The sequence below is a fragment of the Amycolatopsis sp. NPDC059027 genome, from assembly GCF_042739735.1.
Lineage (GTDB): Bacteria > Actinomycetota > Actinomycetes > Mycobacteriales > Pseudonocardiaceae > Amycolatopsis.
Genome location: NZ_JBHYIK010000028.1, coordinates 47,976 through 63,115, shown reverse-complemented (window position 1 = coordinate 63,115; position 15,140 = coordinate 47,976). Strand labels below are relative to the sequence as shown.

The window sequence follows — 15,140 nt, the reverse complement described above, 5'->3', positions numbered from 1 at the left end:
GACGCCATAATCGAGGTTTCGGGCTTGCCGCCAGGGCGACGTGGGTGTCACGGAGGGGAGGGCAGGTGACACAGCTGACGCGCACCCTCTATCACACGATCGTCGTAGTCGACGTCGCGGGATTCACCGCGCCCGACCGGAGCTTGCCCGATCGGATCGCGGTGCGCCGGGGCATGTACGAGGTGCTGACGAAGGCGTTCGCGGAGAGTGACATCAATTTCGATTCCTGCGCACGCGAGGATCGTGGCGACGGCGCACTGATCCTGTTGCCGCCCGGCACATCCAAGAGTGTCGTCGCCGACCGGTTGCCGGAGCGGGTCGCGGTGGAACTCCGCCGGTACAACTCGACGCGTACCCCGCAGGCCCAGATCCGGCTCCGGGTGGGCCTGAACTCCGGCGACGTGCTGAACGACGGGAACGGCTGGGTCGGCGAGGCGGTCGACACCGTCTTTCGCATCCTGGACGCGCAACGGGCCAAGGAAGCGTTCGCCGAGTCGGGCCGGATGGTCGCGGTCATTTCGTCGGAGCGCTTTTTCGAGGAGGTCATAGCGCCCGATCCGGGCCTGCTGCCCGAGTCGTACACGCCGATACCGGTGTCGGTGAAGACATTCACCGGAACGGCCTACCTTCGGCTGCACGGTGAACTCGTCGCGGCGTCTCTCCAGCCTGCCGCACCAGAGGCGGTGGCCGCCGACCAGCCCACGGTCGTAGTGGACGGTCTCGTCCTGGACGTGGTCCCGCGCGCGGATCTGGTGAAATTGCGGCACTACCTCACTAAACTGGAGGTCCCCCAGCTGGCGGTCATGGTGAGCCGCTCGCTCGGCCCGGCCATTCCGGTTCCCTCACTCGAGGGTGTCACCGACGCCTGGAGCGCCTTTCAGCTGCTCATGGACTTCAACGCGGGCCCGGACGGTATCCCGCCTTCGGTTACTTTCCTGCGGCTGCTTGCCGAACAATTCGGCGGCGGGATCGGCGAGGCCATCACCGGCTGGGTGGGGGAGCAGGCGCACCGGCTGCGTCTCGGTCCCGCGCTGGCGCGGCAGTCCCAGCTCCGGCTCGCGGTTCCGGAGCGCGCGTATCTGCACCTGACGATCATGCTCGAGCCGGTCTCGGCGGATCCGGCCCGGTGCACCCTGGCCTTCTGGCGCCAGGACGACCCGGAGGTGTGGCCGCCGCCGCTCGGCGACATCCGCGAGATCGGGATCGACGAGGTCGAACTCCGGGTCGACGATGTGATCCTCGAGGCCGAGCGCGTCTGGTCCGGTCAGAGTGTCTCCGCGGCGGTGGAGTTCCTGTTACCACGGCAACTGATCAACTTACCGGTGTGGCGCTGGGCGAAGGAACACGCGACGGGGCAGCCGCAACTGCTGCGGTACGGTTACCGCCTCGGGATAAGGTCGCTGGAACGGATGCGGTCCAGTTATTGGCACCGTGCCTGGCGGGTGCGCTGGGAATCCATGTTCGACGATCCTTCGGCGGGCCGGCTGCACTATTCCGGTTGCGCGGAGTTCAAGGAGCACCCCATCGAAGCGGTGTTGAGCGACGATCGGTGGGTCGGTCTGGTGATGACGGAACCACCGTCGCCCCAACCGGAACCGGGTACTCCACCGGACGAGTTGACGTGTGCGCTCCGCAGCGGTCTGCCGGTGATCCTGTGGCATCCGGACGCCGGACCGGAGGAGTTGCGCGAGATACTCGACTGGGTGCTGGCCACGGAGCGTGGCTTTATCGAGCTACCGGAACGCCGGAAATTGGCTAGCTCACGGGCGACGGTACCGTTCAAGAATTCTCTGGCCCATGATTTGGTGGTAATGTGGGACGATCCTGAAAGGGTAATCGTTTTCGACCAACCGCTAATCCCGGCCGTTGATCCCGCCTCGACAGTAAGGGGATACCGCGGATGAGCGTGAACGACCAGGACACGGCGGCGCCGGACCGGCGGGGACCACTCCCCGACGCACCCGACTGGTGGATCTACCGTGGCACCGGGAGGCCGATCCACGACATCGACCTCGCCCAGATCCTGCCGCCTCCGCCGCCATGGCGCGCCTACCGCGGTGGCCCGCTGCCCGAACACGACATTCCGCCGCAGGACGACGGTGAGGCGGAACGGCGGCTCGGCACCGCGTTCACTCTTTCCGAGCAGGATATCGATCCCAATGAATTGAACATGGTCAACGCCGCGCTTTATTTGCGGCGCCCGCTTTTGGTGACCGGAAATCCTGGTACCGGAAAATCCAGCCTCGCTTATCGGATCGCCCGCGAACTCGGTCTGGGCAGGGTGCTCCGCTGGGCGATCACCAGTCACACCACACTGGGTTCGGGACTGTACAGCTATGACGCGATCGGCCGGGTCCAAGCCGCGGCGACCAGCCAGGCGCAGCGGGGTGGTGAGGCCGAGGAGCCGCCGATCGGCGATTTCGTGCGGCTCGGCCCGCTGGGCACGGCTTTCCTGCCGTCGCGGCTCCCGCGTGTGTTGCTGATCGACGAGCTGGACAAGTCCGAGGCGGATCTGCCCAATGATCTGCTCTCGATCTTCGAAGACGGTGAATTCCCGGTCGAGGAGCTGGCCCGGGTGCGTAACCGGCAGCCGGAAGTCACCGTGCACACCGCCGATCCGCAGCGTGCCGCTGTGGTCAGGGACGGCAGGGTCGCCTGCCGTGCCTTTCCGATCGTCGTCATGACCAGCAATGGCGAGCGGGAGTTCCCGCCCGCGTTCCTCCGCCGGTGCCTTCAGCTGCGGATAGAGAATCCGGATCTCGAGCAACTCGCCGCGATCGTGGCGGGTCATCTGGCCGAGCAGGACGGCGATCATCACGACCGGCTCGTCCGCGAGTTCGCCGAGCGGAGCAAGGCAGAAGGGGGCCTGCCCACGGACCGGTTGCTCGACGCGGTTTACTTGGCGACCTCGGGTGCGTATCAACCGGACCACGAGGCGTGGCCGCGGCTGGTGGACGCGCTCTGGCAACGACTGACGGTGCGGTGAAATGGGCAGGCCAGCCGACGGTTCCGACCCGCGTTCCGTCCCGCCGACGGGACCGCGGGGCGCCGCCTCGCGCGGAACAGGCGCGAGGCTCGAGTTCGACGACCTGAGCTGGACCGAGGTCGCGGACGCCGTATGGCTGGCCGCTGCTATCACCCCCGGGGGAGGCACTCCGAGGGCCGCGCCGGTGGAAGAGCCGGAGCCGACGTTCGACAGTGGGGCGCCGATCCGTCAGGCACCGTCGGAACCCCGGGAGAACCCGCCCGCGCCGTCACTTTCGCCTCGGTCTCCTCTGGTCGCCGGTGTCCTGTCGCCGGGAGACGATCCGGGCATGGTCGTCGCCGCGGCCGAGACCGGCCCCGTCGAACAGCCCGAACCGACGGTGGACGGTGCTGCGAGCGGCGGAATCGCGTTGCCCGATTCGCTGGACTATTTTCGCGCTCTGAGAACGCTGAAACGCGCGACGGTCTCGCAACGAATCAACGATGTGGTCCTTGACGAGGAGGCCACTGCCGTCCGGGCCGCGGAGACAGGACTGTGGTGGCCTGTCACACGATCGAGAAAAGAGCGTTGGCTGGACCTGACGCTCGTGTTGGACAACGGCCCGTCGATGGCGTTGTGGCGGCCCCGGGTGTCCGCGTTCGCAGGCCTGCTCGGGCAGCTGGGAGCCTTTCGCAGCATTCAGCTCCGGTTGCTCGAAACCGGCAAGGACAACGGCCAGGCGACGCCCGTTCTCCGCGGTGGCACTCCCGGTGCGCCCGCCCGCGACCCGGATGAAATTCTCGACTCGTCCGGGCGACGTGTTGTGCTTCTGGTGACTGACGGTGTCGGCGACGCGTGGCAGAAGAACGTGGTGTACCCGATGCTCGCCCGCTGGGGACGGGTGATGCCGGTGAGCATCGTGCACCTGCTCCCGCAATGGCTGTGGGGCCGATGTGGGCTGGGGCCGCGCAAAGCACACCTTCGGGTGTCGAATGCCTTGCGCCCCAACAGCCGCTGGGCTTTCGACCTGACCGACAGCTGGCTCGAGCCCGGTCCGGTGGTACCGGCGGGAGCCGTGCCGGTGCCGGTGCTCGAACTGCAGCCGCGCTGGCTGGCCTGGTGGGCCAGGCTGGTCACCGGCGCGCACGCGGGCACGACCGAGGGCACCGTTGTGCTCGCGGGCGATCGAATCCACCCGGACGAAGCCAAAAGTCCACCCGGAAGGATGTCACCCGCGGAACGGGTGCACCGATTCCGGAGTGTGGCGTCCCCTCAGGCGGTACGACTGGCCCAGTTGCTGGCCGCCGTCCCGGTCCGTCTTGACGTCGCGCGGGTGGTAGGACAGCATTTCCTGCCAGAAGCGGGTATTCAGCACCTCGTCGAACTACTGGTTTCGGGCATCCTGTACGCTCCCGGACCCAAGGAGGGGGAGTCCACTTGGGACAGAGGTGGGTCCTTCACCTTTCCCGAAGCAGTTCGGGAATTGCTGCTCAGCGGCGCGCGACGTTCGGAAACGGCGGGCGTCGTGCAGGTGGCGGCCGCCCACTTCGGTGGCAGGATTCCGGCACTCTCGGCTCTGCGAGACGCGATTGCCGATCCGCACAACACGCCGGATCCGGTGCTCACCCTCGAGTCGTCGGCCGACGTCGAGCTGGAGAGCGCCGTTATGCGCGCGCTCTCCGGCCCATACCTGTCCCGGGCTGACAGGCTGCGGAACGCGGTGCTGCAGGAGCCTGACGTATCCAATTCTGAATCCATCCAGAGCAAAACTGTGAGACCCAACGAGACTGTGAGTCCCAAGATGCCCGAGACGGCCGGAACATCAACTGCGACAGAGGGACGCGCGCCTCGTCTCGCCGAGCCCGACTTGGCCGAGAACGCGACCAGGCCGATGCCGCATCCCGCGACTGCGGGCACGCGCAGTTTCCCCAGCCGCCAGCCCGAGGATCCGCCGCCGGTCTGGGGAAATGTCCCGCCCCGCAACCCGAATTTCACCGGACGCGGTGAACTTCTCGACCAGCTGGCCAAACGCCTCACCAGTGGTACCACGGCCGTCCTCCCGTCGGCCGTGCACGGACTCGGTGGTATCGGCAAGACCCAGATGGCCACCGAGTACATCTATCGCCATCTCCAGGACTACGACCTCGTCTGGTGGATCGACGCCACCCACACCACCCAGATCCGCGCCGGTCTCACCGAACTCGCGCGCGTCCTGGGCGTGCAGGGCGCGACCGAGGCCAACGTCGCGGTGCCCGCCGTCCTGGAAGCGCTGCGGACCGGGCGTCCGTTCCGCCGCTGGCTCCTGGTCTTCGACGCCGCGGACAGCCCGGAAGTGGTATTGCCGTTCTTTCCGCGCAACGGTCCCGGTGAAATCCTGATCACCTCCCGCAATGCCGACTGGGCCGGTATCGCCCGGCCTCTGGAGCTGGCGGTGTTCAAGCGGGAGGAGAGCATCGAGCTGCTCGGCCGCCGCGGCCCGGAGATCGATCCCGGCGACGCCGACCAACTCGCCGAGAAACTCGGCGACCTCCCTCTCGCCGTCGAGCAGGCGGCGGCCTGGCGCGCGGTCACGGGCATGCCCGTGCACGAGTACCTGCGTCTTTTCGACGAGTCGGTGGAGGAAATCCTCGACACCGCTTCGGCCCCGGACTACGAAGTATCCGTCGCCGCCGCATGGAACGTCTCGTTCGAGGAGCTGAAAACCCGCAACCCGGCAGCCCATCAGATCCTGCACATTTGTGCTTTCTTTTCGCCAGAGCCGATTTCCCGTGATCTCCTCACCGGTGTCAGCCGGGTCTCGATCTCCCCGGAACTGGACGCGGCGTTACGCGATCCGATCAAGCTGGCCCGTGCCATCCGTGACATCAACCGGTACGGCCTCGCGAAAATCGACCACGGCAACAACACTCTCCAGTTGCACCGTCTGGTCCAGTTGGTTCTGCGCAACCGGGTGATGGCACCCCAGGTGCACGCCCGGATGCAGCACGGCGCGCACCAGCTGCTCGCCGCGCTCGACCCGAACGACCCCGAGTCGAGCAGGCACTGGTCGCGCTACCGCGAACTGCTGCCGCACGCCTACGCCGCCAATGTGCTGGACTGCGACGACAGCTGGCCGCGTCAGCTCTACATCAACCTGATGCGGTACTTGTTCGAATACGGCGATCACGAGGAGGCCGCCCGGCTCGGGAAGCAGGCACGGGAGCATTTCACCGAGATCCTCGGCCCGACCAACCCGCAGACACTCGAGGTGTCGTCCCGGCTCGGGCTGTACCTGTGGGCGATCGGCCGCTACGCCGAGGCCGCGGAACTCAACCAGCGCACCCTGGCCTTGCGCATGCAGGTGTCCGGTGAAGAGAACGAGGAGACCTTCGCCCTCCAGCGGAACATCACGATCGATCTCCGGGCCCAGGGCGATTTCGCCGCGGGGACCAAGCTGAGCGAGGAGATCTACACCAAGTGCAAGCGGATGTTCGGCGAGGACGACCCGGAAACCCTCAACGCCGCGTACCAGCACGCGCTCAGTCTCCGGCTGTCCGGTGACTACCGCGCCGCAGCGGAGCTGGACCAGGACACCCTCCGGCGGCGGATCGAGGTCCTCGGCCGTGACCACGTCCGCACCTTCAGCGTCAACAGCGCGGTGAACGTGGATTTGCGTGAGGCAGGCGAATACGGTCAGGCGCGAGTCCAGCAGGAACGGGTCACGGAAAACTTTCATACCCGCTACGGCGCGGATCAGCTGGACGCGGTGGCCTACGGCTTCCTGTTGTCGGTGGCCCGGCGGAAGGACGGCGACCACGACGGCGCGCTCCCCCTGTCCAACGACGCCCTCCACCGATTCCGGCTGGCCTACACCGACGACCACTCCACCACCATGGCCTGTGCTCTCGCGCACTCCATCGATCTCCGCCACTCGGGTGACCTCGCGGCGGCGAAGAAGCTGGGGGAGGACACCTTCGAGCGATACCGGAGGGGCCTCGGCGAACATCACCCCCACACTCTGGCCGCCACCGTCGACCTCGCGGTGACGTTGCGGCACCAGGGCGACGCCGCGGCGGCCCGCACCCTCGACGAGCGCGCACTCGAGCACCTCCGTGCCGGCATCGGCCCGGATCACCCGTACGCGGTCATCTCCACGGTCAACCTGGCGAGTGACCTCTCCGCGCTCGGTGAGTTCGAAAAGGCGATCGAACTGGGCCGCGACGCGGTCGAACGCGGTCGCCAGGTGCTCGGTGAGGAACACCCCACCGTTCTGGCTGCCTGCTTCAATCTCGGCCTGGACCTCGCCGCCGCGGGCCGTGCCGAGGAGGCCGCTCCCTTCCAGGACCCGATTCTGGTCAAGTACCGCCGGGTTCTCGGCGAAGCACACCCCGGGACCCAGGCCGCGAACCGCGGTATCCGCGCGGACTGCGACATCGACCCCATGTTGATGTAGGGAACGGCTACTCGGGGATGAGCTGGCCGATCCACGCGGCCAGCCGCTCCACGGTCGGTGGCCGTGAAGCGGCGGTGCGCAGCTGCCGGTGCACGGCGCGGACGAGTTCGGGACGGCGCAGCAGGGCGCGCGCGGCCGGATGCGGGCCTCGCGCGGACAGCGCGAGGCCGAGACCGACCAGCGACGTCGGGCGGTCCGGGGACGCGGACAGTTCCCCTCGGTAGCACTCGGCCGCCTCGGCGAAATGTCCGCGGGCGTAAGCGAAATCGCCGGCGGTGGCGCCCGGGACCCTGGGCCGCGCTTCCGGGGACGGGGCCGCGTCGTCGACGGTGAGCCGGATCAGGTCGGTCCGGGCACGGGACCAGGAACCGTCCGGTACCGGGGTCGGCGGTAGATCGGCCGCGTTGATGGCGGCGGTCGGCCGAGGACGTCCGCTCAGCCATGCCTCCGTCAGTTCGGTGACCGCCGCTGGATTCGGTCGCAGGTGACGCGTGCGCCAGCCCGCGAGGTGGTCCCGGGCGACGGCCTCGGCCAGTTCGTTCACTTCGGCCGATACGGCCTCGTCCTGCCAGGGGCCGAGGCGTTCGGCGATGCCGTCGAGGAACCGGCGTCCGGCGGCGGTCAGGGTCGCGTCCGCATGCAGCGACTGGAGGGTGTGCCAGCTTTGCCTGCGCCAGTAGGCGAATTCGAAGGCCGCGCGCCGGGATGTCGCATCCGCCCGAGCGAGGGCCCGCCAGAAGGCGGCGACCCCGAAGAAGGCGTAAACCCCTTGCAGCGCACCGCTGAGCGGTCGCGGGTCGTCCCGCCACGGCACGTAGATCCGCTCGCCCGGATCGGGCTCGTACAGCTCGATCAGGTGTAGCAGGCCGCCGAGCACGATGTGCTGGAACTCGTGGATCAGGGTGGCGGCGAGCGCCGCGCCATCGGTCGGCAGCCCGACCACCGCGCTGCCGAACGCTTCCCCGGTCGAAGCGCTCGGATTCCGGAAGAGGACATGTGGCTTCGGCACCAGTGAATTCAGCCCCACCGGCATGACCTCGGCCAGCTCGGGCAGGTGCGTGGCGATCAACCGGCACGCCTCGTCGATCAGTCGCTGCCACCGCGCGACGTCTCCGGTGGGCAGTCGTTCGGGCGGGATCGGCTCGTAAAGGCCGCGGTAGGGGTCGAGGTCGTCCAACCGCAGCGAGAACCGGTGCGCACCGACTCGGCTCCGCACTTTCCGGATGCCCCACCAGCCCGGTCCGTCGGTGGCGAACGCGACCGGCAGCCGTACCGCGGTGTCGGCGGTCGAGACAACGTAGCGGTTGCTCGCGCCGCGTACTGTCGCCAATGAGAATTGTGCGGTGGCGGGCAATCGGGCCATGCCCAGCGCCGGGAGGATGGCGTTGCCGTGCCACACCGGGATGGCGATCTCGAAGTCCAGTTCCGCCTGGATCGCCGCGGCCGCCGCGATCGCGTGCACGTGCCCCAGGTGCATCCACAGTGGACCGACACCGTCGATTCCGTTGCGCAGCAAGCGAGTCGTGTAGCCCGCCCAGCTCCCGGTATAGGGACTGGTGAGCATCCGGTTCACCGTTCTCGGCGATCTGGCCTCGGCCCGCGCCAGCAGTTCCCAGACCGAGTCCAGCGGCGGCAACGGGCCCAGCGATTCCGAGACTTTCGCCGCCTCGGTCATCAGCGCGTGCAACAACAGCTTCCGTCTGCTCCGCTCGGCCCGGCGCAGCCGACGTGCCATGTCCTCATCGCCGTCGAGCCGCGCGAGTGCGTCGAAATCCCGCCAGGACAAGCGGTGGAACGTGGGGCGCTCACTGGGCGGTGATGGCATCAGTCGATGCGCTCACCGGCGTTGCCGGTTCCACTCCGGTAGCGTGCGCGGACATGCCTGGTGCGTTCCACCACGTGATTCGCCGAATGGCGGAGAGCAGCGTCGTCCAGCTCTCGCAATGCCGTGAAAGGGACACCGTCGAGGTCGATCAACGCGGATTCGATGTCCGGTTCGGTACTGGCCGAGAACGAATTCATTGTGCCGATCTCCTCTACCACCCAAAGGTTGCGAGAGCCAGATGTTTCCCAGGATAACCGAGATGCCCACAACGACGCCGTATCAATCAAACCGGTCCTCCCGCGGCGAAGGCGAGTGGCCCGCGGCCAGTTCACGGAGGGCGTGGGGCCGCGTGATCGTGACGCGCTGACGGGCGGTGCGCACGATGCCCAGCTTGCGGAGTTCGTCGAGGCCACGGACCAGGGTGCTGCGGGAGACGCGGGCGAAGCTCGCCAGTTCGCCCTGGTTGAAGTGGAGATCGACCTGCTTGTCCCCGGCTCCGCCGGGTGAGTGCTGCAAAGACAGTTCCAGGAGCACCGCGGCCAGGCGTTGCGGAAAGTCCGGCCCTCCGGATTCGAGGCGGAGCCGATCGGACTCCTGCAGGCGGATCGCCGCCGAGCGGAGGAATTCCTCGGCTATGCGCGGGCAGGCGCGCAGTACCCCCAGGAATTTCTCCCGCGCCACCACCAGGGTGTGCACCTCGTCGATGGCCGACATCGTCGCGGCCCTTGGCAGGCCGCTGATCGGGGCCAGTTCCCCGACGATCTCGGCGGGGCCACGCGCGGCGAGCGGCGCGTCGTCGCCGCGGTAGTTGGTGGCGCTGATCTTCACCCAGCCGCGCAGGACGACGAACACACTGGCGGGCGGGCTGCCCTGCAGGGCGAGGATCTGGCCGGGACGCCACACCTTCACGTACCCGGCGGCGGTGAGGGCGGCCCGCTCCGACTGCGTCAGCCGGAACCAGGCTCTGCGTTCCCCATTCTCAATGGCGGAGGAACCCGTCACGTGGCCCCTCCCGTTCCGACGGGCCCGGTTTGGCCCCGTGTTCCATTTGACGCATCGCTCGCTTCCCCGGACCGCCAGCATCGTCAGTGGGCAACACAGCCGAAGTTTCTGACCGCAACCAGCAATTGTGCCAGGCGACAGGCCACTTCACCAGGCCTTACGCCGTGACCGGGGAGGTACGTCATGCGTGGGGCCGAGAATGTGGTGAGACGACACGAGGCCGGGCGCCAGGAGTTCGGGGCGATGCCGCCGCCGAGGTCGTTCGGGATCTACCCGAAGCCCTTCACCCCGCATCCCCCACTCGTGTCCGGCGGCTGGTACCAGGGCGCCGGCCGGGAAGTGGTCGGCCCCGGCCGGTATCCCGTCGACCGTCCGGCAGGCAAGTCGGCGGGGGCGGCGCTGCTCTGGACCGTCGTCTTCGGGCCGTTGGGGCTCTGCTATTTCTCGGTCGCCGGGGGGCTCGTGGCGGCGGCGGTGGCCGCGGCGATCGTCATCGCGGCGGGCAGTGCCGTGCTGCTGGCCGTGATCTGGCCGGTTTCCATGGTGCTGGCGCTGGTGGCGGTGCCATGGCACTGACCAGGACGCCGGTGCCGCGTGGGGGCGGCACCGGCTCTTCCCGCCGCCCGGATTGTCCACTGTGGACATACGGGCTCATGGGGCGGGGGACGACGTGGCGGGTGTGCCGTTCGCGGCCTTGGTGTAGCGGCGGGCCAGCCGCGCGAAGGCGGCCTTGAGTTCGGCCGGGCCGACGACCTCGATGTCGGCGTCGAACCTGCCGAGGCCGGCGGCCAGGCTCGGCCACGACCACGAGCCGGCGACGAGCCGGCACCGGTCGGGGCCCAGTTCCTCGACGATTCCGTCGCGGGTGTAGCCGGACACGGTGGCGGCGGGGAGATCGAGGACGACTTCGCCGCGGCAGGGCCAGCCGCCCGTGTCGCCGGTGCCCAGGAACTTGCCAGCCACGAACGCGGCCACGTCGCCGCCGGGGAGTTCGCGCGGGGTGAACCGGGGGCCGGTGGGAATGCGCGGCGTGATCCGGTCGGCGCGGAAGGTGCGCCAGTCGTCGCGGTCGAGATCCCAGGCGACGAGGTACCAGCGGCCGCCCCAGGTGACGAGGTGATGGGGCTCCGCCCGGCGCGGCGGGGTGTCCGTGCCGGTGCCGCGGTCCGGGAGAGTGACCGGGGCGTAGCCGAAGCGCAGCACTTCGCGGGCGTGGACGGCCGCGCTGAGCGCCATGAGCACGGCGCTGTCGACCTGAGGGCCCGGCCGGTTCGCCGGCCGTTCGACCGCGGTGACCCGGAGTGTGTCGATGCGATGGCGCAGGCGCGCGGGCATGACCTGCCGGATGGTGTTCAGCGCGCGCACCGCCGCTTCCTCGATGCCGGCGCCGGAGGTCGTGGCGAGCTGGAGCGCGACGGCGAGGGCGACGGCCTGGTCGTCGTCGAACAGCAGCGGCGGCAGCTCCCGGCCGGCGTCGAGCCGGTAGCCACCGTCGGGGCCCTTGGTGGACACGATGGGATAGCCGAGTTCGCGCAGGCGGTCGACGTCGCGGCGAACCGTGCGCGGGCTGACGTCGAGCCGCTCGGCCAGGAGCGTCCCCGGCCAGTCCCGGCGTGCCTGCAGCAACGAGAGCAGGGAGAGCAGCCGTGCTGAGGTTTTCGGCATGACTTCCATTCTGCCCGCGTAGCGGACACATCCTGGCCGCTACTCCTGTCATCGTGGTCTCGTGCCGGAAAACGACAACCCGAAGGGCCCGAACACCGTGACCACCACCTCGTCCTCCCCGACGCTCGACGCCGAGCGGACCGACCTGCTCGCCCTGCTCGCGACCGCGCGCTCGGCCCTGATCAACACCACTCGCGGGCTCGGCGACGAGCAGGCGAAGGCAACTCCGACGGTCAGCGCGCTGTGTCTGGGCGGCCTGCTCAAGCACGTCGCGGCCATGGAGGCGCAGTGGCTGCGGTTCGTGGTGGAAGGCCCCGGCGCGATGAACTACGAGCTGCCGGAGGGAGTCACCTGGGCGGACATCGCGGCCGGTACCGCGCGTGAGATCCCCCAGTGGATGATCGACCACCAGAACGGCTTCCGGCTGCTGCCCGGCGAGACGCTGGCCGGGGTCATCGAGCACTACGAGCAGGTCGCCGCTCGCAGCGCGGAGGTCATCGCCGCCCTGCCCGACCTGTCGGTCACCCATCCGATGCCGGACGCGCCCTGGCACGAGCCGGGAACGGTGTGGAGCGTGCGCCGGGTCCTGCTGCACGTCATCGCCGAGACCACCCAGCACACCGGACACGCCGAAATCCTGCGCGAGAGCATCGACGGGCAGAAGTCGAGCTGACCGGTGCCCGTTCTCGACACCCGTGCGCTCAACCGCGCGACGCTCGCCAGGCAGCTGCTGCTCGACCGTGCCGATCTGCCGGTGCTCGACGCCGTCGGGCAGCTGTGTGGGCTGCAGGCGCAGGAACCACAGGAACCGTTCGTCGGCCTGTGGTCCCGGCTGCGTGCCTTCGAGCCGGCGGCACTGGACGACCTGCTGACCGGGCGGCGGGTGGTGCGGACGCATCTCATGCGCCGCACGGTCCACCTCCTCACCGCCGACGACGTGCTGACCTGGCGGGCCCGGCACGACGCCATGCTGCGGCAACGGGTGCTCGGCACCTACCGCCGCGAGCTCGACGGGGTGAACCTCGGCGAGCTCGCGGCGGCGGGCCGGGCGGTACTGGCCGACGACGTACCGCGCTCGATGGGCGAACTCGCGCGGGAACTCGCCGACCGGTGGCCGGGACCGGGACCGCGGGCACTGGGCGAGCTGCTGATCGCCGCGCTCCTCCCGGTGGTGCAGCTGCCGCCGCGCGGGCTGTGGCGCACCAAGGCGGGAGTGCGCTACGTCCTGCTTTCTTCGTGGCTGGGGCGCGAGATCGACCCGCCGTCCCCGGATGGCGCCGACCCGGTCGGGCAGACACTGGTCCGGCGCTATCTGGCCGCGTTCGGCCCGGCGGCGTCGGCGGACCTGCGTGCCTGGTGCGGCCTCGCCGGACTGCCCGCGGCGGTGTCCGCGATCCGCGAGGAGCTGGTCTCCTTCCGCGACGAGCGTGGCCGGGAACTGCTGGACCTGCCGGACGCGCCCCGCCCGGATCCCGGAACGCCCGCCCCGGTGCGGTTCCTGCCGGCGTTCGACAACGCGATCCTCGGTTACCAGGACCGCGGCCGGATCATCGACGACGACCACCGCGGCCTGTCGGTCGCCGGGGAACGCGTCGTCCTCGTCGACGGCCGGGTCGCGGCGACCTGGAGCGTCGAGGCGGACACCGTGAGCGTCACCCCGCTGCGGCGCTTCTCCCGGACCGAACGCGCCGACGTCGCCGAGGAGGGGCAGGCGCTGGCGTTGTTCCTCTCCGGCAACGACAGTGACCGCGTGCGGATCAGCTGAGCGTGTGGTTCCTGTCCACTATGGAGTGTCGGTCCTGTGCCGATGTGCTGGACGAATGGCCGTTCTCTGTCACACGCCAAGCCGTGACGCCGCACGCGATCGCGATCAGCCCGCACGCCGACGCGACGACCACAGCCCACGTCACGCTGGTGGTCACCGCCAGATAACCCTGGATACCCGCTACGACGCCGTAGGTGATCGCCAGTCCCCGCCACTTGCCGCGAGTGCTCATGCGGTACCTCCTGGTCTCCGGAGATAGGCCCTACATCGCGCTACCGGGGAAGATGGTTACACCGGTACCGAACAAATCTCGGCGGTGAAGACAGTATCCAGCGCCGCGAAGGGAACGTTCGCGGCACTCGGGTCCCGCAAGGGTCCCTTCCCGGCGTCGAAGTCCACAAAGGACGTCGGGGCGTCGTTCAGCGCAGCCGTTCGTGCAGTGCCTCCATCCGGGCATCGAGCTGCGCGGACATCATCGCGGTACTGGCGAGCTCCTCGGCGAAGTCCGCGGGGACCCGGTCGTCGTACTTGTAGAACAGCTTGTGCTCCAGGGTCGCCCAGAAGTCCATCGCGATGGTGCGGAACTGCAGCTCGACCTTCACTTTCTCGACCCGGTCGGAGAGGAACACCGGGATGCGCACGATCAGGTGCAGGCTGCGGTACCCGTTGGGCTTCGGGTTCGCGATGTAGTCCTTCCGGCGCAGCAGTTCCACGTCGTCCTGTGACGTGAGCATGTCGGCCACACGGTACACGTCGGAGATGAAGGGGCAGATCACGCGCACGCCCGCGATGTCGTCGAGGTGCTCGGCGATGGCGGCCAGGTCGGCGGGGATGCCCCGGCGGCGCCGCTTGTCCTGGATGGCCTCCGGCCGCTTGACCCGGCTGGTGATGTGCTCGATCGGGTCATGCCGGTGGACGAAGTCGAACTCCTCGCTCAGGATGCGCAGCTTCGTCATCAGCTCCTCGATGGCGAACTTGTACACCAGGAGAAAGCGGGAATACGAAAGCTCGGGGCCGACCGCCTGCTCGTCCTGCGCCGTGACCGCGGCGGCCGCGCGCGCCGATGACCCGGTGCTCACCGGACGCGGGGTGGCCTTCCGCGAAACGCTGTCCATTCCTACCCTCACTGACCTGCGACAACCCTCGAGTGAATCAACGAACTCCACGATAACCGGGTTCCCGTCACCCGCTGTGGCCGAGGTCCCTCACTCGATGTGACGCAGGCCCCTTCCCCGGGGAAGGCGTGATTCCGTGAATGCCACATTGAGGTTTTCTCACTAAGGATTCTGGGGCCGCGTGTGTCGCCGGTTGTGTTGTAGGACGCCTTCGGTGCGCTGGCCTGGGGTGTGACAAGGGCGTCCCTGGGTGCGGTGGATGCACCCAGGGCGTCCCTCGGACTTCCCTGCGCTCGCCGACTCCGTTCGCCCGATGTCGCGAACGCTCCGTTGCCGACGAGTTCACTCACGAACCGCGCCGTAGCGAACCA

General features: G+C 68.7%; 12 protein-coding genes. 6 read left to right on the top strand and 6 right to left on the bottom strand.

What is annotated here, in order from left to right; all coding sequences use genetic code 11:
• Nucleotides 1-65: 65 nt before the first annotated feature.
• Genes ACFWY9_RS20655 through fxsT form a run of 3 tightly spaced genes read left to right on the top strand, consistent with a single transcriptional unit; the run spans nucleotide 66 to nucleotide 7,397 of the window.
• On the top strand, nucleotides 66-1,904 hold the full coding sequence (locus ACFWY9_RS20655) for a hypothetical protein (RefSeq protein WP_378339585.1): 1,839 nt from the start codon (nucleotides 66-68) through the stop codon (nucleotides 1,902-1,904).
• The gene (locus ACFWY9_RS20650) at nucleotides 1,901-2,986 is read left to right on the top strand and encodes an AAA family ATPase (protein WP_378325845.1); all 1,086 of its coding nucleotides are present in this window, start codon (nucleotides 1,901-1,903) and stop codon (nucleotides 2,984-2,986) included. Before ACFWY9_RS20655 ends, ACFWY9_RS20650 begins: the two co-directional genes overlap by 4 nt.
• A gap of 1 nt (nucleotide 2,987) precedes the next feature.
• Nucleotides 2,988-7,397, top strand: a complete 4,410-nt coding sequence (gene fxsT, locus ACFWY9_RS20645) for an FxSxx-COOH system tetratricopeptide repeat protein (protein ID WP_378339583.1) — start codon at nucleotides 2,988-2,990, stop codon at nucleotides 7,395-7,397.
• A gap of 7 nt (nucleotides 7,398-7,404) precedes the next feature.
• Here fxsT and ACFWY9_RS20640 read toward each other — a convergent pair whose 3' ends face one another.
• The 3 genes from ACFWY9_RS20640 to ACFWY9_RS20630 all read right to left on the bottom strand — a co-directional run bounded on the left by ACFWY9_RS20640 (nucleotide 7,405) and on the right by ACFWY9_RS20630 (nucleotide 10,224).
• Nucleotides 7,405-9,183 (bottom strand): aKG-HExxH-type peptide beta-hydroxylase, encoded by a 1,779-nt coding sequence (locus tag ACFWY9_RS20640; RefSeq protein ID WP_378339582.1) that lies wholly within the window; start codon nucleotides 9,181-9,183, stop codon nucleotides 7,405-7,407.
• Between the two features lie 38 nt (nucleotides 9,184-9,221).
• Entirely contained in the window at nucleotides 9,222-9,419 is a 198-nt protein-coding gene (locus tag ACFWY9_RS20635) for a hypothetical protein (protein WP_378339580.1), read from the bottom strand.
• Between the two features lie 82 nt (nucleotides 9,420-9,501).
• Nucleotides 9,502-10,224 carry a Crp/Fnr family transcriptional regulator gene (locus ACFWY9_RS20630; protein WP_378325850.1) on the bottom strand — a complete coding sequence of 241 codons (723 nt, stop codon included), beginning with the start codon at nucleotides 10,222-10,224 and terminating at the stop codon, nucleotides 9,502-9,504.
• Between the two features lie 183 nt (nucleotides 10,225-10,407).
• Between ACFWY9_RS20630 and ACFWY9_RS20625 the strand changes: the two genes are divergently transcribed.
• Nucleotides 10,408-10,800, top strand: a complete 393-nt coding sequence (locus ACFWY9_RS20625) for a hypothetical protein (protein WP_378339578.1) — start codon at nucleotides 10,408-10,410, stop codon at nucleotides 10,798-10,800.
• A 75-nt stretch (nucleotides 10,801-10,875) separates the two neighbouring features.
• On the opposite strand, the gene ACFWY9_RS20620 is transcribed toward ACFWY9_RS20625, so the two are convergent.
• On the bottom strand, nucleotides 10,876-11,889 hold the full coding sequence (locus ACFWY9_RS20620; protein ID WP_378339577.1) for a helix-turn-helix transcriptional regulator: 1,014 nt from the start codon (nucleotides 11,887-11,889) through the stop codon (nucleotides 10,876-10,878).
• A gap of 61 nt (nucleotides 11,890-11,950) precedes the next feature.
• Here ACFWY9_RS20620 and ACFWY9_RS20615 point away from each other — a divergent pair, with 61 nt between their 5' ends.
• Nucleotides 11,951-12,562 (top strand): DinB family protein, encoded by a 612-nt coding sequence (locus ACFWY9_RS20615; protein ID WP_378339575.1) that lies wholly within the window; start codon nucleotides 11,951-11,953, stop codon nucleotides 12,560-12,562.
• Between the two features lie 3 nt (nucleotides 12,563-12,565).
• Entirely contained in the window at nucleotides 12,566-13,654 is a 1,089-nt protein-coding gene (locus tag ACFWY9_RS20610) for a winged helix DNA-binding domain-containing protein (protein WP_378339574.1), read from the top strand.
• Here ACFWY9_RS20610 and ACFWY9_RS20605 read toward each other — a convergent pair.
• Together ACFWY9_RS20605 and ACFWY9_RS20600 are read right to left on the bottom strand one after the other, a co-directional pair.
• Nucleotides 13,647-13,886, bottom strand: coding sequence for a hypothetical protein (locus tag ACFWY9_RS20605; protein WP_378339572.1), 240 nt, complete (start codon nucleotides 13,884-13,886; stop codon nucleotides 13,647-13,649). The two genes, ACFWY9_RS20610 and ACFWY9_RS20605, sit on opposite strands and share 8 nt — an antisense overlap.
• A 187-nt stretch (nucleotides 13,887-14,073) precedes the next feature.
• Complete coding sequence (locus ACFWY9_RS20600; protein ID WP_378339571.1) at nucleotides 14,074-14,769, bottom strand: GTP pyrophosphokinase family protein; 696 nt, start codon at nucleotides 14,767-14,769, stop codon at nucleotides 14,074-14,076.
• Nucleotides 14,770-15,140: the final 371 nt, after the last annotated feature.

Excerpts from the sequence above, each read along its gene's own strand:
- ACFWY9_RS20650 (WP_378325845.1), top strand. The coding sequence starts at position 1,901 with ATGAGCGTGAACGACCAGGACACGGCGGCGCCGGACCGGCGGGGACCA.
- ACFWY9_RS20625 (WP_378339578.1), top strand. The coding sequence starts at position 10,408 with ATGCGTGGGGCCGAGAATGTGGTGAGACGACACGAGGCCGGGCGCCAG.
- ACFWY9_RS20605 (WP_378339572.1), bottom strand. The coding sequence starts at position 13,886 with ATGAGCACTCGCGGCAAGTGGCGGGGACTGGCGATCACCTACGGCGTC.
- fxsT (WP_378339583.1), top strand. The coding sequence starts at position 2,988 with ATGGGCAGGCCAGCCGACGGTTCCGACCCGCGTTCCGTCCCGCCGACG.
- ACFWY9_RS20620 (WP_378339577.1), bottom strand. The coding sequence starts at position 11,889 with ATGCCGAAAACCTCAGCACGGCTGCTCTCCCTGCTCTCGTTGCTGCAG.
- ACFWY9_RS20600 (WP_378339571.1), bottom strand. The coding sequence starts at position 14,769 with ATGGACAGCGTTTCGCGGAAGGCCACCCCGCGTCCGGTGAGCACCGGG.
- ACFWY9_RS20635 (WP_378339580.1), bottom strand. The coding sequence starts at position 9,419 with ATGAATTCGTTCTCGGCCAGTACCGAACCGGACATCGAATCCGCGTTG.